The organism is Mesorhizobium sangaii (assembly GCF_014207355.1).
Lineage (GTDB): Bacteria > Pseudomonadota > Alphaproteobacteria > Rhizobiales > Rhizobiaceae > Mesorhizobium > Mesorhizobium sangaii.
Window position 1 is genome coordinate 448,777 of the sequence record NZ_JACHEF010000001.1, and the last position, 18,437, is coordinate 467,213.

The window sequence follows — 18,437 nt, forward strand, 5'->3', positions numbered from 1 at the left end:
TTGCGATTTCGGCCTTTCAGGAAATCACCCCGAGCTCGCGCCCGACGGCGCCGAACGACTCCACTGCGCGGTCGATGTCGGCGCTGGAATGCGCGGCCGACATCTGCGTGCGGATACGCGCCTGGCCCTTCGGCACCACCGGGAAGGAAAAGCCGATGACATAGATGCCGCGCTTCAGCATGCGCGCCGCCATCTCCTGCGCCAGCGTAGCGTCGCCCAGCATCACCGGAATGATCGGATGATCGGCCCCGGCCAGCGTGAAGCCGAGCTTACCCATCTGCGACCTGAACCGCGCCGCATTGGCATATAGGCGCTCGCGCAAGGCGTCGCCATTGCGGATCAGGTCGAACACCTTGATCGAAGCGCCGGCGATCGCCGGCATCAGCGTGTTGGAAAACAGATAGGGCCGCGAGCGCTGGCGCAGCCAATCGACCACTTGGCTTTTGCCCGATGTGTAACCGCCGGATGCACCGCCGAGCGCCTTGCCGAGCGTGCCGGTGATGATGTCGACCCTGCCCTCGACGCCGCAATGCTCTGCCGAGCCGCGGCCATTCTGGCCGACGAAGCCGACCGCATGGCTGTCGTCGACCATCACCATGGCATTGTACTTGTCGGCGAGGTCGCAGACACCCCTGAGATTGGCGATGATGCCATCCATGGAAAACACGCCGTCGGTGGCGATCAGACGGAAGCGGCAATCCTTCGCCTCCTTCAACCGTGCTTCGAGGTCGGCCATGTCGTTGTTGGCGTAGCGGAAGCGTTTGGCCTTCGACAGTCGCACGCCGTCGATGATCGAGGCGTGGTTCAGCGCATCGGAAATGATCGCGTCGTCCTCCCCCAACAGCGTTTCGAAAAGGCCGCCATTGGCGTCGAAGCAAGAGCCGTAGAGGATGGTGTCCTCTAGACCGAGGAAGGACGAAATCGTCGCCTCGAGCTGCTTGTGCTCCTCCTGCGTGCCACAGATGAAGCGCACCGAGGCCATGCCGTAGCCATAGCGGTCGAGCGCCTGGCTGGCCGCCGCGCGCAGGTCAGCGCTGTCGGCAAGGCCGAGATAGTTGTTGGCGCAGAAATTGAGCACCTTCTGGCCGCCGACCTCGATCTGCGCCGACTGGGTTGAAGAGATCACCCGCTCGGATTTATAGAGGCCGGCCGACTTGAGCCCGGCGAGTTCGCTGTCGATGTGAGAGAGAAATGCTGCGGTCATGATCGGGCCTCGTTTGATGTGGCCCGACTGTCGTCCGGCCCGCTCGAAAAATCCATCGCAAAAACGACCGGATCGGTGGGCAGGCGGCCCCGATATCAATCGTCATGCGGCCGCGGAAGCGACGTCACGACAACGGTGCTGACCGACGACCGCTCAAATGCCGACACAGCGCTAAACCAGCCGATAACCATTTCGCGATCTTTAAGCGTTTCCCCCTCGCCGTCCGGCTGTCGATTTCCAGACCTGTTAACGTTTGCGCGCCAATGGTCCTCGCAACAAGAATCCGTTGGCGAGAGGGCCGCCCCCCAACATGTCGCAGCAGCCGGTGCAAACCGTTTCAGGCAAGCTCATACTGCTGATCAAGGCTGGCTACTGGCTGGCCCTGCTGATCATCGCCGCCATGGTGATAGCATCCTTCATCCTGCTGCAGCAGATGATGGCCACCCAGCAGCACAACAACACCTTGCTCGACATCGTCAGCACGCAAAAGACGCTGTCGCAGCGCATCGTCTTCCTTGCCGGCGCAACGAGTTCTGGTTCGCGTGACAAGCAGCCAGCGCTGGTCAGCGCTCTCAAGCAGGCGACGGCGGAGTTCGAGACGAACTACGATCTGCTGCTCGAGCAGACCAACGCCGACCCGATGTCCCCTGCCCGATTGGACCCGAAATCGACCGAGAGCGTGCTGTTCGCCAAGCCGTTCCATCTCGATTACTTCTCGGTAGGCCTCGTCGCCAATGGCAAGCGGCTGATTTCATCCTTTGAATCCCAGCTGACGGGCGCCAGTGACGGCTACAAGGGCAGCGGCGAGCGCGTCAATCTCGATGCCTCTGTCGCCAACGCGACCTTGTCGGGCTACGCAGCGCTTGGCCAGCGCATCAGCGCCGATGCCGACGAGCGCTCCGAGAAGCTGCTCGCGCTTCACCGCACGCTGTTCTACGCCACCCTCGGCGTGATCGTGCTGGTGGCGCTCTTCATCTTCAGGCCGATGTCGAACACCATCCTGCGCAAGACGCATGAGCTGATCGACGCGCGCAATTCCATGGCCTTCATCGCGGTGCACGATGGTCTCACCGGCCTGCACAACCGCACCTTCCTGACCGATCATTTCGATACGCTGATCAAGGGCTCACAACGGCGCCGTGAGCGGCTTGCCGTCGTCCAGCTCGACCTCGACCGATTCAAGCAGATCAACGATACGCTCGGCCACGCCGCCGGCGACTATGTGCTTGTCGTCACGGCGCAGCGCATGCGCGATTCCTGCCGGGCATCGGACCTGTGCGTACGCCTGGGTGGCGACGAGTTCGTCATGATCCTCGGCGGCGCCGGCGGTACCGAAGACATCAACATGCTGGCGCGGCGTATCCTGGCCCACATCAACGAGCCGATCGTCTTCCAGGGCACGAACATTCTTCCGGGTGCCAGCGCCGGCATCGCCGTCTACCCGGTCGACGCCGACAATGCGCAGGACCTGTTGGTCCACGCCGATCTGGCGCTCTACTCCGCCAAGAAGCTGGGAGGCAGCAACTTCTCGTTCTTCTCCGAGGAGTTGCGCCGCGAGCTCGACTATCGCAAGCAGCTCGAGCACGACATCAAGGTCGCCATCGCGGACCGGGCGTTCCAGGTCTATTTCCAGCCGCAGGTCTCGCTGACCAATGGCACGATCAGCGGCATCGAGGCGCTGGTGCGCTGGAACCATGCCGAGCGCGGCATGATCCCGCCCGGCGAATTCATTCCGGTCGCCGAAAAATGCGGCTTTATGCCGGAGATCGGCCGCATCGTCATCTCCAAGGCGATCAAGGAAGCTGCCGAATGGAACCGCGCCGGCATTGCCTTCGGGCGGCTTGCCGTCAATGTTTCCGGCACCGAACTGCGCGAGCACGATTTCGATGCGTTTCTTTTCGAGACGCTGGAGAAGGCCGGGCTGCCGCCGCAGAAACTGTCGCTGGAAATCGTCGAATCCGTCATTCTCGACGACGAGAAGACCGGCATCGCCGCCAAGCTGCGCCACATCAGGGCAGCCGGCGTCCATCTCGAACTCGATGATTTCGGCACCGGCTATGCCTCGCTCAGCCATGTCAACCCCAACGAGATCGACCGGCTGAAGATCGACCGCCGCTTCGTCCAGAACATCCATGAGAATGGCGACAACTCGAAGATCGTCCGCGCCATTACCGAGCTGGCGCGGGGCCTTGGCATTTCGATCGTTGCCGAAGGTGCTGAAACCGAGGCCGAGCTCGATTCGCTGATGGCGATCGGCTGCGACCAGGTGCAGGGCTATTCCATCGCCTTCCCGATGCCGCACGATAAGGCGCTGGAATGGCTTACGGCCCGCATGCCGAAGAAGGCCAGGCTGACGGTGCTGCAAGGAAGCCTGACGTAGGCGCTGCCCAAAGCGCGTCGCGCTTGAGCGGAGTCATGCGCCGCGCTTTGTGTCCTTGTCTAGTGCATGTCGCATTCCAAAACCGCTGCGCACTTTTGGGCGACATGCACTGGCCGCCTTGACAAGCCATTGTGGACATGGCGGCCTGTCGTCATCGCAATCGGATAGCGCAGTTGATGGCACCGTTTCGGTTTGTCCTGGCGGCACTGTTGATTTTTGCGTGCCCATGGGGCGGATCGCACCATCTATCTCACCTTTGACGATGGCCCGCTGAACGGCACCAGCAACATCCTCGACGTGCTGGAGGCCGAGCAGATTCCGGCGGCCATGTTCATGGTCGGTATGCATGCGCAAGCCAACGCCGCCAACAGATCGCTCGTCCAGCGCGCCAAACAGCTTCCGCTGGTGACGCTCGGCAACCACAGCTACAGCCACGCCAACAACCGCTACCAGCATTACTACGCCGACACCGAAGGCGTCGTCGCCGACATGATGCGGGCCAACGCTGTGCTCGGCCTGAAGCCGGTGGTGCACGCCCGGCTGCCGGGGCGCGACGTGTTCAGGCTGCCGTCGATGTCGAAGAACGACACCTCGCTTGGCCTGGCCCAGGAGGGGCGCGAGGAGCCCGACTATGAGTTTGTCGCGGCCTCAGGGTTTTATCTCTATGGCTGGGACCACGAATGGGTGCACAAGGACAGTGGCGAGCCGGTGCAGAGCGTCGACCATCTGGTCAGCGAGATCGATCACCTGTTCGGCTACGGCCGCTTCGTCAAGCCGCGCAAGCTGATCCTGCTGATGCATGACGAGATGTTCCAGGACAGTTTTGACGGCAAGGCGAAGCTGACCAACCTGATCACCGCACTGAAGCTGCGCCACTACACCTTTGGCGCAATCCAGAGCTACGACGACTGAGCCTCATCCTGCCTTAGCTTTCCACATTGGCCCGCAAGGCCTCCAGCACCTGCGCGAACTCCGCCAGCCGCTCGTCGGACAACCCCACCCGCAGCCGCTTGTCGAAAACAAGCGCTGCCTTGCGCAATGTCTCGAACATCGCTTCTCCGGCCTCGGTCAATTCGACCAGGTGAACCCGGCGATTGACGGGATCGCGGCGGCGCGTCAGCAGGCCCTGCGTCTCCATCGCGTTGAGATGGTGTGTCAGCGTCGCGCCCTGGATGCCGATCATGCCCGCAAGTTCGCGCTGGTTGGCAAGCTTGCTCGACTTGACCGAAAGCAGCGTGAGCCAGACAGGCAGCGTGCCGCCGGCTTCGACCAGGGCGGCATCGAAGGCCTGGGCGACAAGCTTGGCGGTGCGGCCGAGATTCATGCCGACTGGCGGGCGTTCGAAAGGCGTCATCACAAGACACTAGAACAAGGGAAAGGCCGATGGAACTGGCTCCGGTTTATACATTGACACCTAACCGTTAGATATCTAACTATATGGCAATGGCGGACGAAAGAGGAGAACCGGTCATGCAGTACGTCTACATCGTCGTTATCGGCCTTCACGTCATGGCCGGTGTCTTCTGGGCAGGCACGACGATCACGCTGGCGCGCGATCCCGATATCCGGGCCGAGCGCTTCATCCAGCCGCAAATGGGCGCGGCCGGCATGGTTTTCCTGACCGGCGCGCTGCTCTGGTATTTCTTCCACGGCGCCTATTTCGGCTCGATGGAAATGGTGCTGGCGCTTGGCATCCTGGCCGCTTTCGCCGCCGCGGGCGTGCTCGGCGCCATGGTCAGGGCGCCCAGCCGGCGGCTTGCCGGCGCAAATGCGGAAACCGAAACGCAAGTGCGCGCCAGAATGGCTAGGGGTGAGCGGATTGCGGCGCGGCTGCTGGTCGTCACCGTGTTCTGCATGGCCGTCGCCAGGATGGTCTGAGACGTAGCAACTCGTAGAATCGTACGTTGTCTGGCGACAAGCCAATGACGTGCGGGCGCGCGGTCTGACCGACGTACACGGGCTCTCGTACGCAGGGCCGACCGCGCGCCACCAACAATGCCGGGCACTTTTCGGTCCGATGGTTCAGATCCTATTTAATCATCGGAATCGTCCGAAAACCGCTGCGCGCTTTTCGGTCCGATGCTAATGAGCGGCAAATTCGAAGGAATGCTGCCATGACCGTAACCAAGAACCTCACCCAGCTCGGCGCACACGTCGAGACGCCACAGAGCCCCGATCAGGCGGTGCTGGAGACCGTGCCGTTTACGCGCGGCGACGGCCCGCCGGCTATCGTGCGCTTCACCTGCCCGGAATTCACCTCGCTGTGCCCGGTCACCGGCCAGCCGGATTTCGCCCACATCGTCATCGACTACGCCCCCGATGGACTGCTGGTGGAATCGAAGTCGCTGAAACTGTTCATGACCTCGTTTCGCAACCACGGCGCCTTTCATGAAGAATGCACCGTCATGATCGGCCGCCGCATCGTGGCGGCAACCAAGCCGCTGTGGCTGCGCATCGGCGGCTACTGGTTTCCGCGCGGCGGCATTCCGATCGACGTGTTCTGGCAGACCGGCGCGCCGCCGGAAGGTGCCTGGCTGCCGGATACCGGAGTGGCGCCCTATCGCGGGCGTGGCTGATGCATGTCGGCCAAAGATGGCCCCGGTTTTGGGCAACGCATGTATAAAAACAAAGACTTAAAGCGCGTCGCCAGAATCCGTTTCTCGCGACGCGCGTTTGGTCTCCCGCTCATTCGCACTGATATTGGCTGAGCGCCCATTCGCCGGTCACCGACAACAGGTCCGATATCTTCCAGTCGCCGTCGACCTTCCTGAACTTCCATTCCAGCCGGTGCGGGTTGCCGGCGACGACGAAGGCGACAATGACCTTGGCCTGGTCGCCACTGATCGCTTCAAGCGTCTTCAGGCTCTTGTCGATCTCGGCCTTGTCATAGTTCGCGTTGTCGAGCGCCATGTTGGGGTCGAGGCATTCGCCCTGTCCGGATTTGCGCAAGGCGTCGCTCTTGTCGAGAACGGTTTTCGCCGGATCGATGAAATGGCTGCGCTGCGCCGGATCGAGTTCGAGCCCGACCTGATCGTAAAATGGCCGCACCACCGCTGTCGGCGATCCCGGCTGGATGGGGGCGGCGGGCTCGCTGGGCGGCCATGCAACTGGGGGCGTTGCGGGTTCCGCCGCACCGCCGGGCGCATTTGCGGGTGGCGCCCCGCTGTCGCCCGGGGCGGTGTCAGCCGGCGCGTTTGCCGGCGGCGCACCGAACAGCCCTTGCGCGGCGGCGCCGCTCAGACCCGCCGCCAGCAGGCAAATAGCCGGCAGTGCCAGGAACAGGCGACGGACCATCGCCTTACTCCGGCGTCTGGCCGGCCGTGCATTCCAGCGCGCTGAGCTTCCAGGCGCTGGTCTTGGAGGCAATGTCCGATATCTTCCACTTGCCGCCGATCTTCTTCAGCGACCAGACCATTTCACGTTTGGAGTCATCGCCTTCCGAAAAAAGGCTGAAGGACGCTGTAACCTCGGCGTTGTCACCATCCAGCTTCTCGGCCAGTTTCAGCGTTTTCGAAACAGTCTTCTGATCGAAGTCCTGGGCGTCCAGGCCAGGATCGAAATCGATGCAGGCGACCTCGTCCGGGTTCTTTTTCGTTGCCTGGTCGTTCAGGTTGAACAGGTTCGTCACCGGCTCGGTGAACCGATCCCGGTATTGCTCGTCGGCCTCGAATTTGACCGCCGGCACATAGAAGAACTTCACCGCGTCGGACGCTGGTCCGGCGAAGGCGGCCGCGGGCAAGGCTATCGAAAGGGCGGCAACGAGCACTGTCAGTCTCATGCAGGATCTCCGGCTTTTGATGGCTTGAGGCTATCAATACCACACATCCTGCATATCGACTTTTTTGCGGCTCATGAAGTCCTGCGGCGCCTTGTTTCAGCCGTCCGGCCAAACGTTCTGGAGGTTCGCAAAAGCACGTCCGCGGTTAACTGCGGACGATACGGGCAGATACAATCGCCGCGAACATCACAGGATCCTCAGCCTCCGAAAGTCGCGACAGGCGCTTTGAGCCGGGAGCGCTCAGGCTTGACACCGAGCCCTGGCATCTGCGGGACGCATATATGCCCGTTTTCGATGACGACGGGGCTTACCGGGTCGGTATGCCCTTCGATGTATTCCTGCGCGATCCAGGCGCCCTCAAAACGGCTCGGCTCGACGGTAGCGGCGAGGTGCACGCAGGCCGCGGCGATGACGTCCCCACCCCAGGCATCGTCGCAGCTGTGCGGGAGCGATCGTATCGCACACAGGTCGCGCACCGTGACCATCTTGGTGAGGCCACCAAGGCGGGTGACCTTCAATCCGAATCCGTCCGCGATACCTGAGGAAACTGCCCGCAGGACGGCATTCAAATCCTCGGTATTCTCATCGAGGTAGACCGGATGGGTCACGCGCCCCTTGAGGCTCGCGACTTCCTCCATGGTGTTGCAAGGCTGTTCGAACACGAACGGGATTGCCTGGCAAAGCCGATCGATGTGCAGCGCGGCCGCGGCGGTGAGGCCACGATTGGCGTCGACAGCTATCCGGGCCTTGAAGCCAACCGCTTCCCATACCTTGTGCACGGTGGCGACGTCTTGCTCGAGATCCCGTCCGCCTATCTTGATCTGAAGTCGTGGGTATCCGGCCTTGACCTTGTCGACGGCAATACGCGCCGTCTCGTCCGGTGCACCGACAATAGTCGAGTAGTAAGACGGCACACGATCGGTGAGCGCCCCGCCCAGAAGTGTTGAAACCGGAACGCCCAGCCGCAGGCCGGCGAGGTCGAGGAAGGCTATGTCCAAGGCTGCCTTGGCATAGTTGTGACCGTTCAACCGCTCGTCCATTCTTTTCGCGAGGCGGCGCATGGACGCAGTGTCCTCACCAACGAGCCCAGGCGCTATTTCGGCAATTGCCGCTCTCGCACCCAGAGCATGCTGGGGCTGATAAACAGGGCCGACCGGGCACGTCTCACCCCAGCCTGACAGTCCGTCCTCGGTGGTCACTTCAACGAGTGTGCTATCCAGAATCTGCACGGTATCGCTAGCCATCCGGTAGGCGCCGCCTTTGACAGGCAGAAGGACCTGATAGACTTTGATCGACTCGATGCGCATACGGACCTCAACCCCCTTCGAGCCAAGCGATTCTGGCCATCTTGCCATCCGGGTCCATGACGGCGCTCTCGGTCACAAACATGGATCGAACTGCTGTGCTCAAGTCCGCACGTTGTGCTTGCGCTTCATGAAGTCCTTGGCGGTCTCGACCGCCACCGCGGCGTCGCGGCAATAGGCATCGGCGCCGACGGCCTTGCCGAATTCCTCGTTCAGCGGCGCACCGCCGACCAGCACGACGTAGTCGTCGCGGATGCCCTTTTCCTTCATCGTGTCGATGACGACCTTCATGTAGGGCATGGTCGTGGTCAGCAGTGCCGACATGCCGATGATGTCGGGCTGGTGCTGCTCGATCGCATCGAGATACTTCTCGACCGCATTGTTGATGCCGAGGTCGATGACGTCGAAGCCGGCACCTTCCATCATCATGCCGACGAGGTTCTTGCCGATGTCGTGGATGTCGCCCTTGACGGTGCCGATGACCATCTTGCCCTGCTTCGGCGCGCCGGTGGCGGCAAGCAGCGGACGCAGGATGAACATGCCGGCCTTCATCGCATTGGCCGACAACAGCACCTCGGGAACGAACAGGATGCCGTCGCGAAAATCCTCGCCGACGATGCGCATGCCTTCGACCAGCGCTTCGGTCAGCACCTTGTAAGGTACCCAGCCGCGCTCGAGCAGGATCTGCGTGCCTTCCTCGATCTCTTCCTTCAGCCCGTCGTAGAGATCGTCGTGCATCTGTTGCACCAACTCGTCGTCGGAAAGTTCGGAAAGGATGATCTCGTCGTCGGACATTTTGCCTGCGCCAATTGCTTGTCAGTGATTTACGGGCCGCCAGCACCTTTTGTCATAGGTGCCGGCGGCATTTGCTTGCACGTCTCGGGAGTTAAATCAGGCGTCCAGCCAAACGTTCTGGAAGTCCATTTCGTAGGTCTGGTGCATTCCGTAGTTCTTCACCTTCTTGCTCATGTGGCAGTAGAGCTTCTGCCAGAACGGCTGGATGATGACGCCGGAATCCTGCAGGATCTGCTCGACGTCCTTCATCACCTCCTTGCGCTTGGCAGGATCGGCCAGCGAAAGCGCCTGCTTCAGCTTGGCGTCGAAATCCGGGTTGGCATAGGCCGTTTCGTTCCAGGCCTCGCCCGAGCGATAGCCGAGCGCCAGCACCTGGACGCCCAGGGGCCGCATGTACCAGATGGTCATCGAGTACGGATACTTCGTCCAGTCGTTCCAGAAGGTCGAGCCCGGCAGCACCGTACGCTTCACCTTGATGCCGGCATCGCGCAATTGGCCGGCGATCGCATCGCCAGTGTTCTTCTGCCATTCGTCCTCGACGGTGATCAGCTCGTGCTCGAAGTCGGCCTGCCCGGCATCCGCCATCAGCTTCTTGGCGGCGGCGGCATCGCGTGTCTTCTTGGGTAGCGGATAGTATTCGGGATGGATGGGGGCGACGTGGTGGTTCTCGCCAACCGTGCCAAGCCCGGCGTAGCCGAGCTGCATGACGGCATTGTTGTCGACGGCCATTTGGAGCGCATTGCGCACCCGCTGGTCGTCATAGGGCTTGTGGGTGATGTTGGTGCGGGCAACGAGCGTGGTCGCCGTCGCGACCTCCGATTTCACCAGATCCATCTTATCGAGGGCGTCGATGAAGTCGGCCGGCGTCTCGAAATCGAGGTCGATCTCGCCAGATTCGAAGGCATTCAGCGTGGCGTTGAAGTCGGTGCCGTAGTCGATGAACTCGACACCGTCGAGCGGCGTTTCACCACCCCACCACTTGCCGTTCTCGCGACGCTTGACGACCGCCTTCGAACCCACGGCATAAGACACCAACTCGAAGGGTCCGGTACCGATCGGCTTCTTGATCGGGTCGGCGCCATCCTTATCGAAGTCGCGATGCACGACCAGCGCCGGATAGTCGGTGAAGCCCGGTATGATCGCGATGTCGGGTTCGGTCAGCTTCAGCTTGACTGTGAGGTCATCGACCTTGGTGATAGCGCCATCCCTGGCCTTGCCGGTCTTTGTGTCGATCAGCGCGCCGACGCGTGCCGCCATGGAATTGCCGGAAGCACCCTTCTCGCACCAGCGGTTCAGATTGGAGACCACGTCATCAGCGTTGAAGGCATCGCCGTTGTTCCAGGTGATGCCTTTGCGCAGATGCAGTGTGTATTCGGTGGCGTCGTCATTGACGTCCCAGCTTTCGAGCAGGACCGGCTCGAAAGTGAACTGGTGCGTATAGCGGACGAGCGGCTCCAGCCAACAACGGGTGACGTTTGCCATCTCGGTCCAGTCATAGGTGCGCGGATCCTTCTGCGCCTTGACCGACATCGCGACATGCAGCGTTCCACCCTTTTTCGGTTCATCGGCCAGGGCTTTTGTCGGCGCGGCAAGGCCGATCATGCCATAGGCGAAAGCCGTCGACGCGCCGAAGGCGCTGGCCAGCGCCAGGAATTCGCGCCGGTCCATGCGGCCTGCACGCGTCTCTTTCGCCATTGTCTCGATAGCGCCCGGCACGCAGTCGCCATTGCTTCTGAAGAGCGTCATGTTTTCCTCCCTTGGTTGTTCCGTCAGGTCTTCGCCTGACACATCAACTAACGCTGTCCGGCAGTTTTTCCTCACGCCGCGCGATCAAATCCTTGAGACCCTCGGCGATGCCCTCGTCGAGCTTCGGCTCCTCATAGTCGGCCAGCATGTTGCGCGCCTTCTCGCGGCCGCGCGTGTCGTGGTCCTTCGCGCCTTCGGCCTTCCACTGTTCGTACGAATTGAAGTCCATGATGGTGGGCATGAAGAAAGCGGACTCGAAATGTTCGAGCGTGTGCTGGGTGCCGAGGAAATGGCCCTGCGGCCCCACCTCGCGGATCGCGGCCATCGCTTCCTTGAAATCGTCGAACGGAAGGCCACCTGCATATTTGTACCAGCCGATAAGCTGCTCGCAGTCGGTGGCGAATTTCGAATAGCCGCAGGTGAGCCCCGCCTCCAGCCATCCGGCCGAGTGCCAGATGTAGTTGGCGCCGGCGAGGATGGCGGCGTGCATCAGCATGTTCGCCTCGTAGCCGGCCTGGGCGTCATTGAGCTTCGAGCCGACATGGAAGCCGGACGTGCGCCAAGGCAGCCGGTATTTCCGCGCCAGCGCGCCCATCAGGTACATCATCTGGGCGGCCTCCGGCGTGCCGCCCATCGGCGCCCCGGTCTTCATGTCGACCGTCACCATGAACTGGCCGTAGATCTGCGGCGACCCCGGACGCAGGAGCTGCGTGAAGGCGACGCCAGCGAGTGCTTCTGCATTGACCTGCGCCACCGCGCCGACGGCAGAGGCCGAGGTCGAGGCGCCGCACAGCGCGAAGGGCGCCAGGATCAACGGCTGGTTGCTGCGCGCATAGACCTTCATGGCGTCCAGCATGGTGGCGTCCCACACCAGCGGCGAGTTGCAATTGGTGATCGACACCAGCACCGGGTTGTCGCGGACGAACTCTTCGCCGAAGACGATGCCGGCCATCGCCATCGTGTCTTCGGCGCGCTCCTTCGAGGTGACGATGCCCATGAACGGCTTGTCGGAGTGCTTCAGCGCCGAATGGATGATGTGGAGGTGACGCTTGGGCACTGCAATTTCCATCGGCTCGCAGATGACCGAGCTCGACGAGTGCAGCGCCGGCGCCATGTAGGCGAGCTTGTGAAAATTGCTTAGGTCGGCGAGCGAACCGTAGCGCCTGTTGTTGTCCAGGTCGCGCACATAGGGCGCGCCATACATCGGCACGAAGATGGAATTCTTGCCGCCGACGCGGACGGTACGCTCGGGGTTGCGGGCATTGAGGGTGAATTCCGGAGGGACCTTCGAGACCAACTCCATCAAGAGCGCACGATCGATGCGGACGCGCGTCTCGGATACATCGGCCCCGGCGGCCTTCCACAGGGCGATCGCCTCATCGTCGCGGAATTCGCAGCCGACCTCTTCGAGGATCAAGAGCGATTCCTGGTGGATCAACTCCACCGCCTCGTCAGGCACCATCTGATAGGCGGGGATCTGGCGCACCAGCGTAGGAAACGAGGCTACGGGAGCGCCACGTATCGCCTTGCGCCCCAGGCGACCGCCGCTTCTGCGGTTGGCGTGTTCGTTCACTGCAACGGCCGGTTCATTCATGGCACTCATCCCTCCAACAGCCCGTCAACTTAGCGAGACGGAATATAGCTGTGACGCTGGAAAATCCTGATCTCTTGTATAAACTCTCCTTATGCGAAGCCTGCGCCACCTGCTGCCATCCGCCGGCAGCCTGATCGTCTTCGAGGCGGCCGGCCGGCTGTCGAGCTTCACCGCCGCCGGGCGCGAGCTCGGCATGACGCAGGCGGCCGTATCCTACGCCGTGCGGGGGCTGGAGGAACAGCTCGGCGCCAAGCTCTTCCAGCGCCGCCACCGCCAGGTTCTCTTGACGGAGGCCGGCGAGCGCTTCCACGCCGACGTCTCGCTCGGCCTGTCGCATATCCGCAAGTCGGCGGAGGATCTGCGCCTGCAGGCGACCGGCGGCCATGTGACGCTGGCCGCCTCGACCGCTTTTGGCTCGTTCTGGATGATGCCGCGCCTACAGCAATTCCGCGACGAACTGCCGGGCGTTGATCTGCGTATACAGACCGCCGACCGCGACCTCGACATCATCGCCGAGGGCATCCCGCTCGGCGTGCGCGGCGGCGTGCCGCGCGACTGGCCGGACTATCATTCGCTGTTGCTTGCAGACGAGGAGATCTTCCCGGTCGCTGGCCCCAGCTATCTGGCGAAGTTTGGGCTGCCAGAGACTGTCGCCGAACTTGCCATGCATCGGCTCATCCATCTCGAGGAGCCCTACCGCGAGGCCCCGAACTGGGACGAATGGTTCGCGGCAGCCGGAACCAGCCTTCGTAATGCCGAGCGCGGGTTGCGCATCAATGATTATGCCTTGGTGATTCAGGCGGTCATGGAGGGACAAGGCATCTCGCTCGGCTGGCGGCATCTCGTCGAGCGCCTCGTGGCATCAGGCCTGTTGGTGCCGGTGACGGATCATGTGCTGACGACCGGCATCGGATTCTACGTCATCTGGCCAAAGAACCGCGAGCTCAGCGACAATGCGCGCAAGGTAAGGGATTGGCTGGTGGCGCAGGCGTGAGAGGGGCTGAATCTTGCAAGGCCAATGAAGACCGCCGCGATCCTTCCCCCCTCTGCCCCGCCGGCATCGAAAGCTTCCGCATCCGTTCCGAATCCGCCTATACTATCTCCATGCCCATTCGCCAGCTTTCCGAAACGATGATCAACCAGATCGCCGCCGGCGAAGTCATCGAGCGTCCGGCAAGCGTGGTCAAGGAACTGGTCGAGAATGCGCTCGATGCCGGTGCCGGCAAGGTAGAGATCGTCACCGCCGGCGGCGGGTTGAACCTGATCCGCGTCACCGACGACGGCTCCGGAATTCCAGAGCCGGAGCTGGCGCTGGCGGTCGCGCGTCACTGCACCTCCAAGCTCACCGAGGATATCAACGACATCCGTTCGCTGGGCTTTCGCGGCGAGGCGTTGCCGTCGATCGGCTCGGTGTCACGGCTGTCGATCCGTTCGCGCACGGCAACAAGTGACAGCGCCGCCGAGATCGGCATCGAGGGCGGCCGCGTCTTGCCCGTCAGGCCGGCGGCGGCCAACCGCGGCACCACGGTCGAGGTGCGCGACCTGTTCTTCGCCACACCGGCAAGGCTAAAATTCATGAAGGGCGAGCGCGCCGAAAGCTCTGCCACCAGCGATGTAGTCAAGCGAATCGCCATCGCCTTCCCCGCCGTGCGCTTCACGCTGGCCGGCTCCGACCGCTCGACACTGGAATTACCCGCGACGGACGACAGCGCGGAAGGCAGCCTGCGCCGCGTCGCCCAGGTGATGGGCACCGACTTTCCAGACAATTCGATTGCCATCGACGCGATGCGCGAAGGCGTGCATTTGACCGGCCACGTGTCGATCCCGTCCTTCACCCGCGCCAACGCGCTGCAGCAATATGCATATGTCAATGGCCGCCCGGTGCGCGACAAGCTGATTGCCGGCGCCATTCGCGGCGCCTTCGCCGACGTCCTGCCGCGCGACCGCCACGCGGTGACGGTGCTGTTCCTGACGCTCGATCCGGCCGTCGTCGACGTCAACGTTCATCCCGCCAAGGCCGACGTCCGCTTCCGCGATCCCGGACTGGTGCGTGGGCTGATCGTCGGCGCCATTCGGCAAGCGCTCGCCGATGCCGGCATCCGCGCCGCCACCACGGGGGCGGCCGGCATGATGTCGGCGTTCCGGCCCGGTGCGGCATCCTACGGCCATGGCGGGCCCGCAAACGGCCATCGCAGTTACGAGGCTTCATACCATGCCTCAGGCTCAGCCGGCTTCGATCCGGCGCGATCGCCGCAGCGGCCGCTCGACATGCGGTTCGAAGGGGCGGGTTTCGAGGGCCCCGGTCAGCGCGGCTTGCGCGAAAATGAGCAGGCAGCGTTCGATGCCGGCCCGCTCACCAGCGCCGATGCTTGCGCTGGGCAGAGTGACGCGGCCGAGACGCTGCTTGGGGCAGTGCTGGGTGCGGCGCGCGCGCAGGTGCACGAGAACTATATCGTCGCTCAGACTAGGGATTCGCTCATCATCGTCGACCAGCATGCGGCGCATGAGCGGCTGGTCTATGAGGCGCTGAAGAATGCGCTGCATTCGCGTGCGGTGCCTTCACAGATGCTGTTGCTGCCGGAAATCGTCGACCTGCCGGAAGAAGACGCCGAACGGCTGGCGATGCATTCCGAGACGCTGGCCCGCTTTGGACTTGGCATCGAGCGTTTCGGCCCGGGTGCGGTCGCCGTGCGCGAGACGCCGTCGATGCTGGGCGAGACCAATGTCCAGCAACTGGTGCGCGACCTCGCCGACGAGATCGCCGACAACGACACCGTCGACACGCTGAAGGAGCGGCTGGACAAGATCGCGGCGACCATGGCCTGCCACGGCTCGGTGCGCTCGGGCCGCCTGCTCAAGGCCGAGGAGATGAATGCGCTGCTGCGGCAGATGGAGGCGACGCCCGGCTCCGGCACCTGCAACCACGGGCGGCCGACCTATATCGAGCTGAAGCTCGCGGATATCGAGAGGCTGTTCGGGCGAAGGTAAGAGGTTGGCGGCGGGGTGGAGTGCGAAAAGGGCCGCTTTCTTAGCGGCCCTTTCGATTCAAGTAATCCTTATAACTGTCTGATTCATCGCTTCAAATTCACCACGATAACACCGCCCAGCGCCAGTGCGCCGCCGAGCATGCCGAGCAGCGTCGGCACTTCGCCCAGCCAGAAGAAGCCGATCAGGGCGGACATGGGCGAAACCAGATAGAGGAAGTTCGAAGCACGTGCGGCCGGCAGGCGCGACAGCGCGGTCGCCCAGGCAGCATAGGCGATCAGGCTGGGCACGATGCCGAGAAAGAGCACGGCGCCGAGGCCGGCTGTATTGGCAACCGCTGCCTGCGTCAGGCCGCTCGGCAGGAAGGGCGCCAGGCAGAGCGCGCCGAGCACCATGTTCGAAGCCGAAATGGTCAGCGGGTGGTGGCGGGCGAACAGCGGTTTCTGGACGATGGTGTTGACGGCCGAGCACAGCGCCGAACCCAGCACCAGCAGCGCCCCGGCGTCGAAATGCAGGCCATCCCCATCGCCGATGGCGATAATGCCGATGCCGGCGAAGGAAATGGCGGTGCCAACCCATGCCATGCCTGAAAAGCGTTCGCCAAGCAGCGCCATCGCCATGATGGCGGTGAAGATCGGGCTGACATTGATGATGAAGCCGGCAGCGCCGGCCGAGACGGTCAGTTCGCCGAAATTGAGCATTGCCGTGTACAGCGCCACGAAAATGGCGCCGCCAAAGGCCAGGCGCCACAATTCGTCCAGCCTGGGCAGCGCCGGACGCTTGACGGCGAGGAAGATCGCCGCCGGCACCGCGGCGATGGCAAAGCGCAGCGCGCCGAGTTCCAGCGGCCCGAAGGAGGCAAGGCCGGCACGGATGGCTGGAAAAGCAGAGGCCCAGCCGACCACCGTCAGCGCCACTGCGATGGCTGCCGTGGTGTCCATCCGTTGTGTCGGATTCAACGTGCTGGTCATTGCGCTCATCTCACTGTCCTCGTGTTTCTCGTGCCCTGAGATGCAGAAAACGCCTTTTCGGGCCAGTTGACAAACGACCAAATCGAGGATCAGCTGTGACTATGGATCACAGCTCAGACACAATGGTGCCACTCGAAACGCTACGCGCCTTCGACGCGGCGGCGCGGACGGGCAGCTTTTCGGCGGCCGCTGAAAAGCTCAACATCACCCACGGCGCGGTCAGCCGGCAGATCGCCAAGCTCGAGGATTGGCTTGGGCTGAAAGTGTTCGATCGCGGCGCGCGCGGTGTCTCGCTGACGATCGAAGGCAACAGGCTACATCTGCGCACAGCGGAAGCTTTCGCACTGATATCGACCCATTCCGACCGCTGGGTCGAGCCACGCGGCACCGCCGTGGTGCGGCTGACCTCGATCCCCTCGGTCAGTGGGCTATGGCTGATGCCGCGCATGGCGGCTCTGGAGAACAATCCCTCCAAGCTGCGCATCGTGCTCGACGTCGATATCCGCCAGGCCGACCTTGCCGACGAGGGCATCGACCTGTCGATCCGCTGTGGACGCGGCGGCATTCCGGGTCGCGTCTCGGTGCAGCTTTTCGAGGAGCATGTTTTTCCCGTCGCGTCGCCCGAGCTTGCCCGCGAGATCGGCCGCGGCGACCCTGCCCGGCTGCTTAAATTTCCACTGATCAACGATTCCGACGCTTCGGCCTGGCGCGCCTGGTTTGCCGCGCAAGGCATGGACTATCGTCCGCGCCCACAGGATCGGCGCTTCGAGGACTACAATCTGGTGCTCGACGCCGCCGCCTATGGGCTCGGCATCGCGCTGGCGCGCCCACCCCTGACCGGGCATCAGCTGAAATCGGGCCGTATCACCGCGGTCGACGAGCGCACCGCCCTCAATCCGGTATCCTACTGGCTCGACCGGCCGATGGGACGGCCACGTGCGGCAGCGGCAGAACTGGCGCGCCGTATTGCGGTGCAGGCCGGGCTTGCATCGGAAAAGATGGAAGCCTTTATCGAGGCTGAGGGTTAGCGCAGCACCACCAGAACGAACCCGACGACCGCGGCGGCCAGCAGCCCGGCAGTCAGCGACATCAGCCCGACACTCGTCTGCCTGTTTTCAGGCGTGGCCGCTTCGCTCGGCCAGACGGTTGCACGCCTTTGCCTGGCCACGGCATCGTTGTCATGCGCGCGGCGCAGCGGCAACAGCTCGGATGCGAGAAGCGGCAACCATGGCAAGGTCGCCGGCCTTACCGGGGCACCCTCATCGCCCCTTCCCAAAGGCAGCGCCAAGCCGAGTTGCGCAGCGTCACCGTCCGCAGGTCTCCTCGTTGCAGTCGTTGAGGCCATCGCCGTATCCCCGGCTGTTTCGCCGTCCGGTTCCGCGAGTGCCAGATAGGCCTGGATTATTTCGGCCGAGGCCGACTGCTGCGCTCTTATGGCTGTCGCCTCCGACAGCATCGGCAAAGGCGGTGTCGCCGCAGGGCGCACGGGTGCGCCGGAGGGCGCCGGCGGCGCGACCAGCGCCTTCACCAGCGCCGTTTTGACCGGATCGGCCCTTGCCGACGGAACGGCCTGCGGCGTCATTGCTTCCTTGAGCAAGGCGGCAAGACGAGCGGAGGAAATGTCCATAGCGCCCCGACAACAGCATTTTTCCACCCAACAATGACCGATCAGCATTGTCT

Annotated in this window: 17 protein-coding genes; 7 read left to right on the forward strand and 10 right to left on the reverse strand. The window is 63.0% G+C overall.

Translation table 11 applies throughout. The features are described from left to right. Positions 1 to 16: 16 nt before the first annotated feature. Positions 17 to 1,204, reverse strand: coding sequence for a glycine C-acetyltransferase (locus HNQ71_RS02320; RefSeq protein WP_184870992.1), 1,188 nt, complete (start codon positions 1,202 to 1,204; stop codon positions 17 to 19). 310 nt (positions 1,205 to 1,514) lie between these two features. On the opposite strand from HNQ71_RS02320, the gene HNQ71_RS02325 reads away from it, so the two are divergent. Both HNQ71_RS02325 and HNQ71_RS02330 read left to right on the forward strand, forming a co-directional pair. After that, positions 1,515 to 3,584, forward strand: a complete 2,070-nt coding sequence (locus HNQ71_RS02325; RefSeq protein ID WP_184870993.1) for a putative bifunctional diguanylate cyclase/phosphodiesterase — start codon at positions 1,515 to 1,517, stop codon at positions 3,582 to 3,584. Positions 3,585 to 3,800: 216 nt separating this feature from the next. Continuing rightward, complete coding sequence (locus HNQ71_RS02330; protein WP_184870994.1) at positions 3,801 to 4,496, forward strand: polysaccharide deacetylase family protein; 696 nt, start codon at positions 3,801 to 3,803, stop codon at positions 4,494 to 4,496. A 13-nt stretch (positions 4,497 to 4,509) separates the two neighbouring features. Here HNQ71_RS02330 and HNQ71_RS02335 read toward each other — a convergent pair whose 3' ends face one another. After that, a complete protein-coding gene (locus HNQ71_RS02335) occupies positions 4,510 to 4,938 on the reverse strand; it encodes a MarR family winged helix-turn-helix transcriptional regulator (RefSeq protein ID WP_184870995.1) in 429 nt (142 codons plus the stop codon). A gap of 116 nt (positions 4,939 to 5,054) precedes the next feature. Here HNQ71_RS02335 and HNQ71_RS02340 point away from each other — a divergent pair, with 116 nt between their 5' ends. Both HNQ71_RS02340 and queF read left to right on the forward strand, forming a co-directional pair. Then, positions 5,055 to 5,462 carry a hypothetical protein gene (locus HNQ71_RS02340; protein ID WP_184870996.1) on the forward strand — a complete coding sequence of 136 codons (408 nt, stop codon included), beginning with the start codon at positions 5,055 to 5,057 and terminating at the stop codon, positions 5,460 to 5,462. 236 nt (positions 5,463 to 5,698) lie between these two features. After that, positions 5,699 to 6,160 (forward strand): preQ(1) synthase, encoded by a 462-nt coding sequence (gene queF, locus HNQ71_RS02345; RefSeq protein WP_184870997.1) that lies wholly within the window; start codon positions 5,699 to 5,701, stop codon positions 6,158 to 6,160. A gap of 109 nt (positions 6,161 to 6,269) precedes the next feature. On the opposite strand, the gene HNQ71_RS02350 is transcribed toward queF, so the two are convergent. The 6 genes from HNQ71_RS02350 to HNQ71_RS02375 all read right to left on the reverse strand — a co-directional run bounded on the left by HNQ71_RS02350 (position 6,270) and on the right by HNQ71_RS02375 (position 12,801). Next, positions 6,270 to 6,878, reverse strand: coding sequence for a hypothetical protein (locus tag HNQ71_RS02350; RefSeq protein WP_184870998.1), 609 nt, complete (start codon positions 6,876 to 6,878; stop codon positions 6,270 to 6,272). A 4-nt stretch (positions 6,879 to 6,882) separates the two neighbouring features. After that, positions 6,883 to 7,362, reverse strand: a complete 480-nt coding sequence (locus HNQ71_RS02355) for a DUF3828 domain-containing protein (RefSeq protein WP_184870999.1) — start codon at positions 7,360 to 7,362, stop codon at positions 6,883 to 6,885. Positions 7,363 to 7,559: 197 nt separating this feature from the next. Next, on the reverse strand, positions 7,560 to 8,669 hold the full coding sequence (locus HNQ71_RS02360) for a mandelate racemase/muconate lactonizing enzyme family protein (protein ID WP_184871000.1): 1,110 nt from the start codon (positions 8,667 to 8,669) through the stop codon (positions 7,560 to 7,562). Positions 8,670 to 8,768: 99 nt separating this feature from the next. Further along, positions 8,769 to 9,461: a corrinoid protein gene (locus HNQ71_RS02365; protein ID WP_184871001.1), complete on the reverse strand. Its 693-nt coding sequence runs from the start codon at positions 9,459 to 9,461 to the stop codon at positions 8,769 to 8,771. A 96-nt stretch (positions 9,462 to 9,557) separates the two neighbouring features. Further along, complete coding sequence (locus HNQ71_RS02370; protein ID WP_184871002.1) at positions 9,558 to 11,207, reverse strand: ABC transporter substrate-binding protein; 1,650 nt, start codon at positions 11,205 to 11,207, stop codon at positions 9,558 to 9,560. 43 nt (positions 11,208 to 11,250) lie between these two features. Then, entirely contained in the window at positions 11,251 to 12,801 is a 1,551-nt protein-coding gene (locus tag HNQ71_RS02375) for a trimethylamine methyltransferase family protein (RefSeq protein ID WP_184871003.1), read from the reverse strand. A gap of 91 nt (positions 12,802 to 12,892) precedes the next feature. Between HNQ71_RS02375 and HNQ71_RS02380 the strand changes: the two genes are divergently transcribed. Together HNQ71_RS02380 and mutL are read left to right on the forward strand one after the other, a co-directional pair. Then, positions 12,893 to 13,795, forward strand: coding sequence for a LysR substrate-binding domain-containing protein (locus HNQ71_RS02380; protein ID WP_184871004.1), 903 nt, complete (start codon positions 12,893 to 12,895; stop codon positions 13,793 to 13,795). 110 nt (positions 13,796 to 13,905) lie between these two features. Then, complete coding sequence (mutL, locus tag HNQ71_RS02385) at positions 13,906 to 15,789, forward strand: DNA mismatch repair endonuclease MutL (protein WP_184871005.1); 1,884 nt, start codon at positions 13,906 to 13,908, stop codon at positions 15,787 to 15,789. A gap of 83 nt (positions 15,790 to 15,872) precedes the next feature. On the opposite strand, the gene HNQ71_RS02390 is transcribed toward mutL, so the two are convergent. After that, complete coding sequence (locus HNQ71_RS02390; protein ID WP_184871006.1) at positions 15,873 to 16,766, reverse strand: DMT family transporter; 894 nt, start codon at positions 16,764 to 16,766, stop codon at positions 15,873 to 15,875. Positions 16,767 to 16,858: 92 nt separating this feature from the next. Here HNQ71_RS02390 and HNQ71_RS02395 point away from each other — a divergent pair, with 92 nt between their 5' ends. Continuing rightward, entirely contained in the window at positions 16,859 to 17,785 is a 927-nt protein-coding gene (locus HNQ71_RS02395; protein WP_246461156.1) for a LysR family transcriptional regulator, read from the forward strand. Here HNQ71_RS02395 and HNQ71_RS02400 read toward each other — a convergent pair. Beyond that, positions 17,782 to 18,384 carry a hypothetical protein gene (locus tag HNQ71_RS02400; RefSeq protein ID WP_184871007.1) on the reverse strand — a complete coding sequence of 201 codons (603 nt, stop codon included), beginning with the start codon at positions 18,382 to 18,384 and terminating at the stop codon, positions 17,782 to 17,784. The two genes, HNQ71_RS02395 and HNQ71_RS02400, sit on opposite strands and share 4 nt — an antisense overlap. Positions 18,385 to 18,437: the final 53 nt, after the last annotated feature.

What these genes read in the sequence shown, in the direction of transcription:
- HNQ71_RS02320 (WP_184870992.1), bottom strand. Translation starts at nt 1,204, where the DNA reads ATGACCGCAGCATTTCTCTCTCACATCGACAGCGAACTCGCCGGGCTC.
- HNQ71_RS02325 (WP_184870993.1), top strand. Translation starts at nt 1,515, where the DNA reads ATGTCGCAGCAGCCGGTGCAAACCGTTTCAGGCAAGCTCATACTGCTG.
- HNQ71_RS02335 (WP_184870995.1), bottom strand. Translation starts at nt 4,938, where the DNA reads ATGACGCCTTTCGAACGCCCGCCAGTCGGCATGAATCTCGGCCGCACC.
- HNQ71_RS02340 (WP_184870996.1), top strand. Translation starts at nt 5,055, where the DNA reads ATGCAGTACGTCTACATCGTCGTTATCGGCCTTCACGTCATGGCCGGT.
- queF (WP_184870997.1), top strand. Translation starts at nt 5,699, where the DNA reads ATGACCGTAACCAAGAACCTCACCCAGCTCGGCGCACACGTCGAGACG.
- HNQ71_RS02350 (WP_184870998.1), bottom strand. Translation starts at nt 6,878, where the DNA reads ATGGTCCGTCGCCTGTTCCTGGCACTGCCGGCTATTTGCCTGCTGGCG.
- HNQ71_RS02355 (WP_184870999.1), bottom strand. Translation starts at nt 7,362, where the DNA reads ATGAGACTGACAGTGCTCGTTGCCGCCCTTTCGATAGCCTTGCCCGCG.
- HNQ71_RS02360 (WP_184871000.1), bottom strand. Translation starts at nt 8,669, where the DNA reads ATGCGCATCGAGTCGATCAAAGTCTATCAGGTCCTTCTGCCTGTCAAA.
- HNQ71_RS02365 (WP_184871001.1), bottom strand. Translation starts at nt 9,461, where the DNA reads ATGTCCGACGACGAGATCATCCTTTCCGAACTTTCCGACGACGAGTTG.
- HNQ71_RS02370 (WP_184871002.1), bottom strand. Translation starts at nt 11,207, where the DNA reads ATGACGCTCTTCAGAAGCAATGGCGACTGCGTGCCGGGCGCTATCGAG.
- HNQ71_RS02375 (WP_184871003.1), bottom strand. Translation starts at nt 12,801, where the DNA reads ATGAATGAACCGGCCGTTGCAGTGAACGAACACGCCAACCGCAGAAGC.
- HNQ71_RS02380 (WP_184871004.1), top strand. Translation starts at nt 12,893, where the DNA reads ATGCGAAGCCTGCGCCACCTGCTGCCATCCGCCGGCAGCCTGATCGTC.
- mutL (WP_184871005.1), top strand. Translation starts at nt 13,906, where the DNA reads ATGCCCATTCGCCAGCTTTCCGAAACGATGATCAACCAGATCGCCGCC.
- HNQ71_RS02390 (WP_184871006.1), bottom strand. Translation starts at nt 16,766, where the DNA reads ATGAGCGCAATGACCAGCACGTTGAATCCGACACAACGGATGGACACC.
- HNQ71_RS02395 (WP_246461156.1), top strand. Translation starts at nt 16,859, where the DNA reads ATGGATCACAGCTCAGACACAATGGTGCCACTCGAAACGCTACGCGCC.
- HNQ71_RS02400 (WP_184871007.1), bottom strand. Translation starts at nt 18,384, where the DNA reads ATGGACATTTCCTCCGCTCGTCTTGCCGCCTTGCTCAAGGAAGCAATG.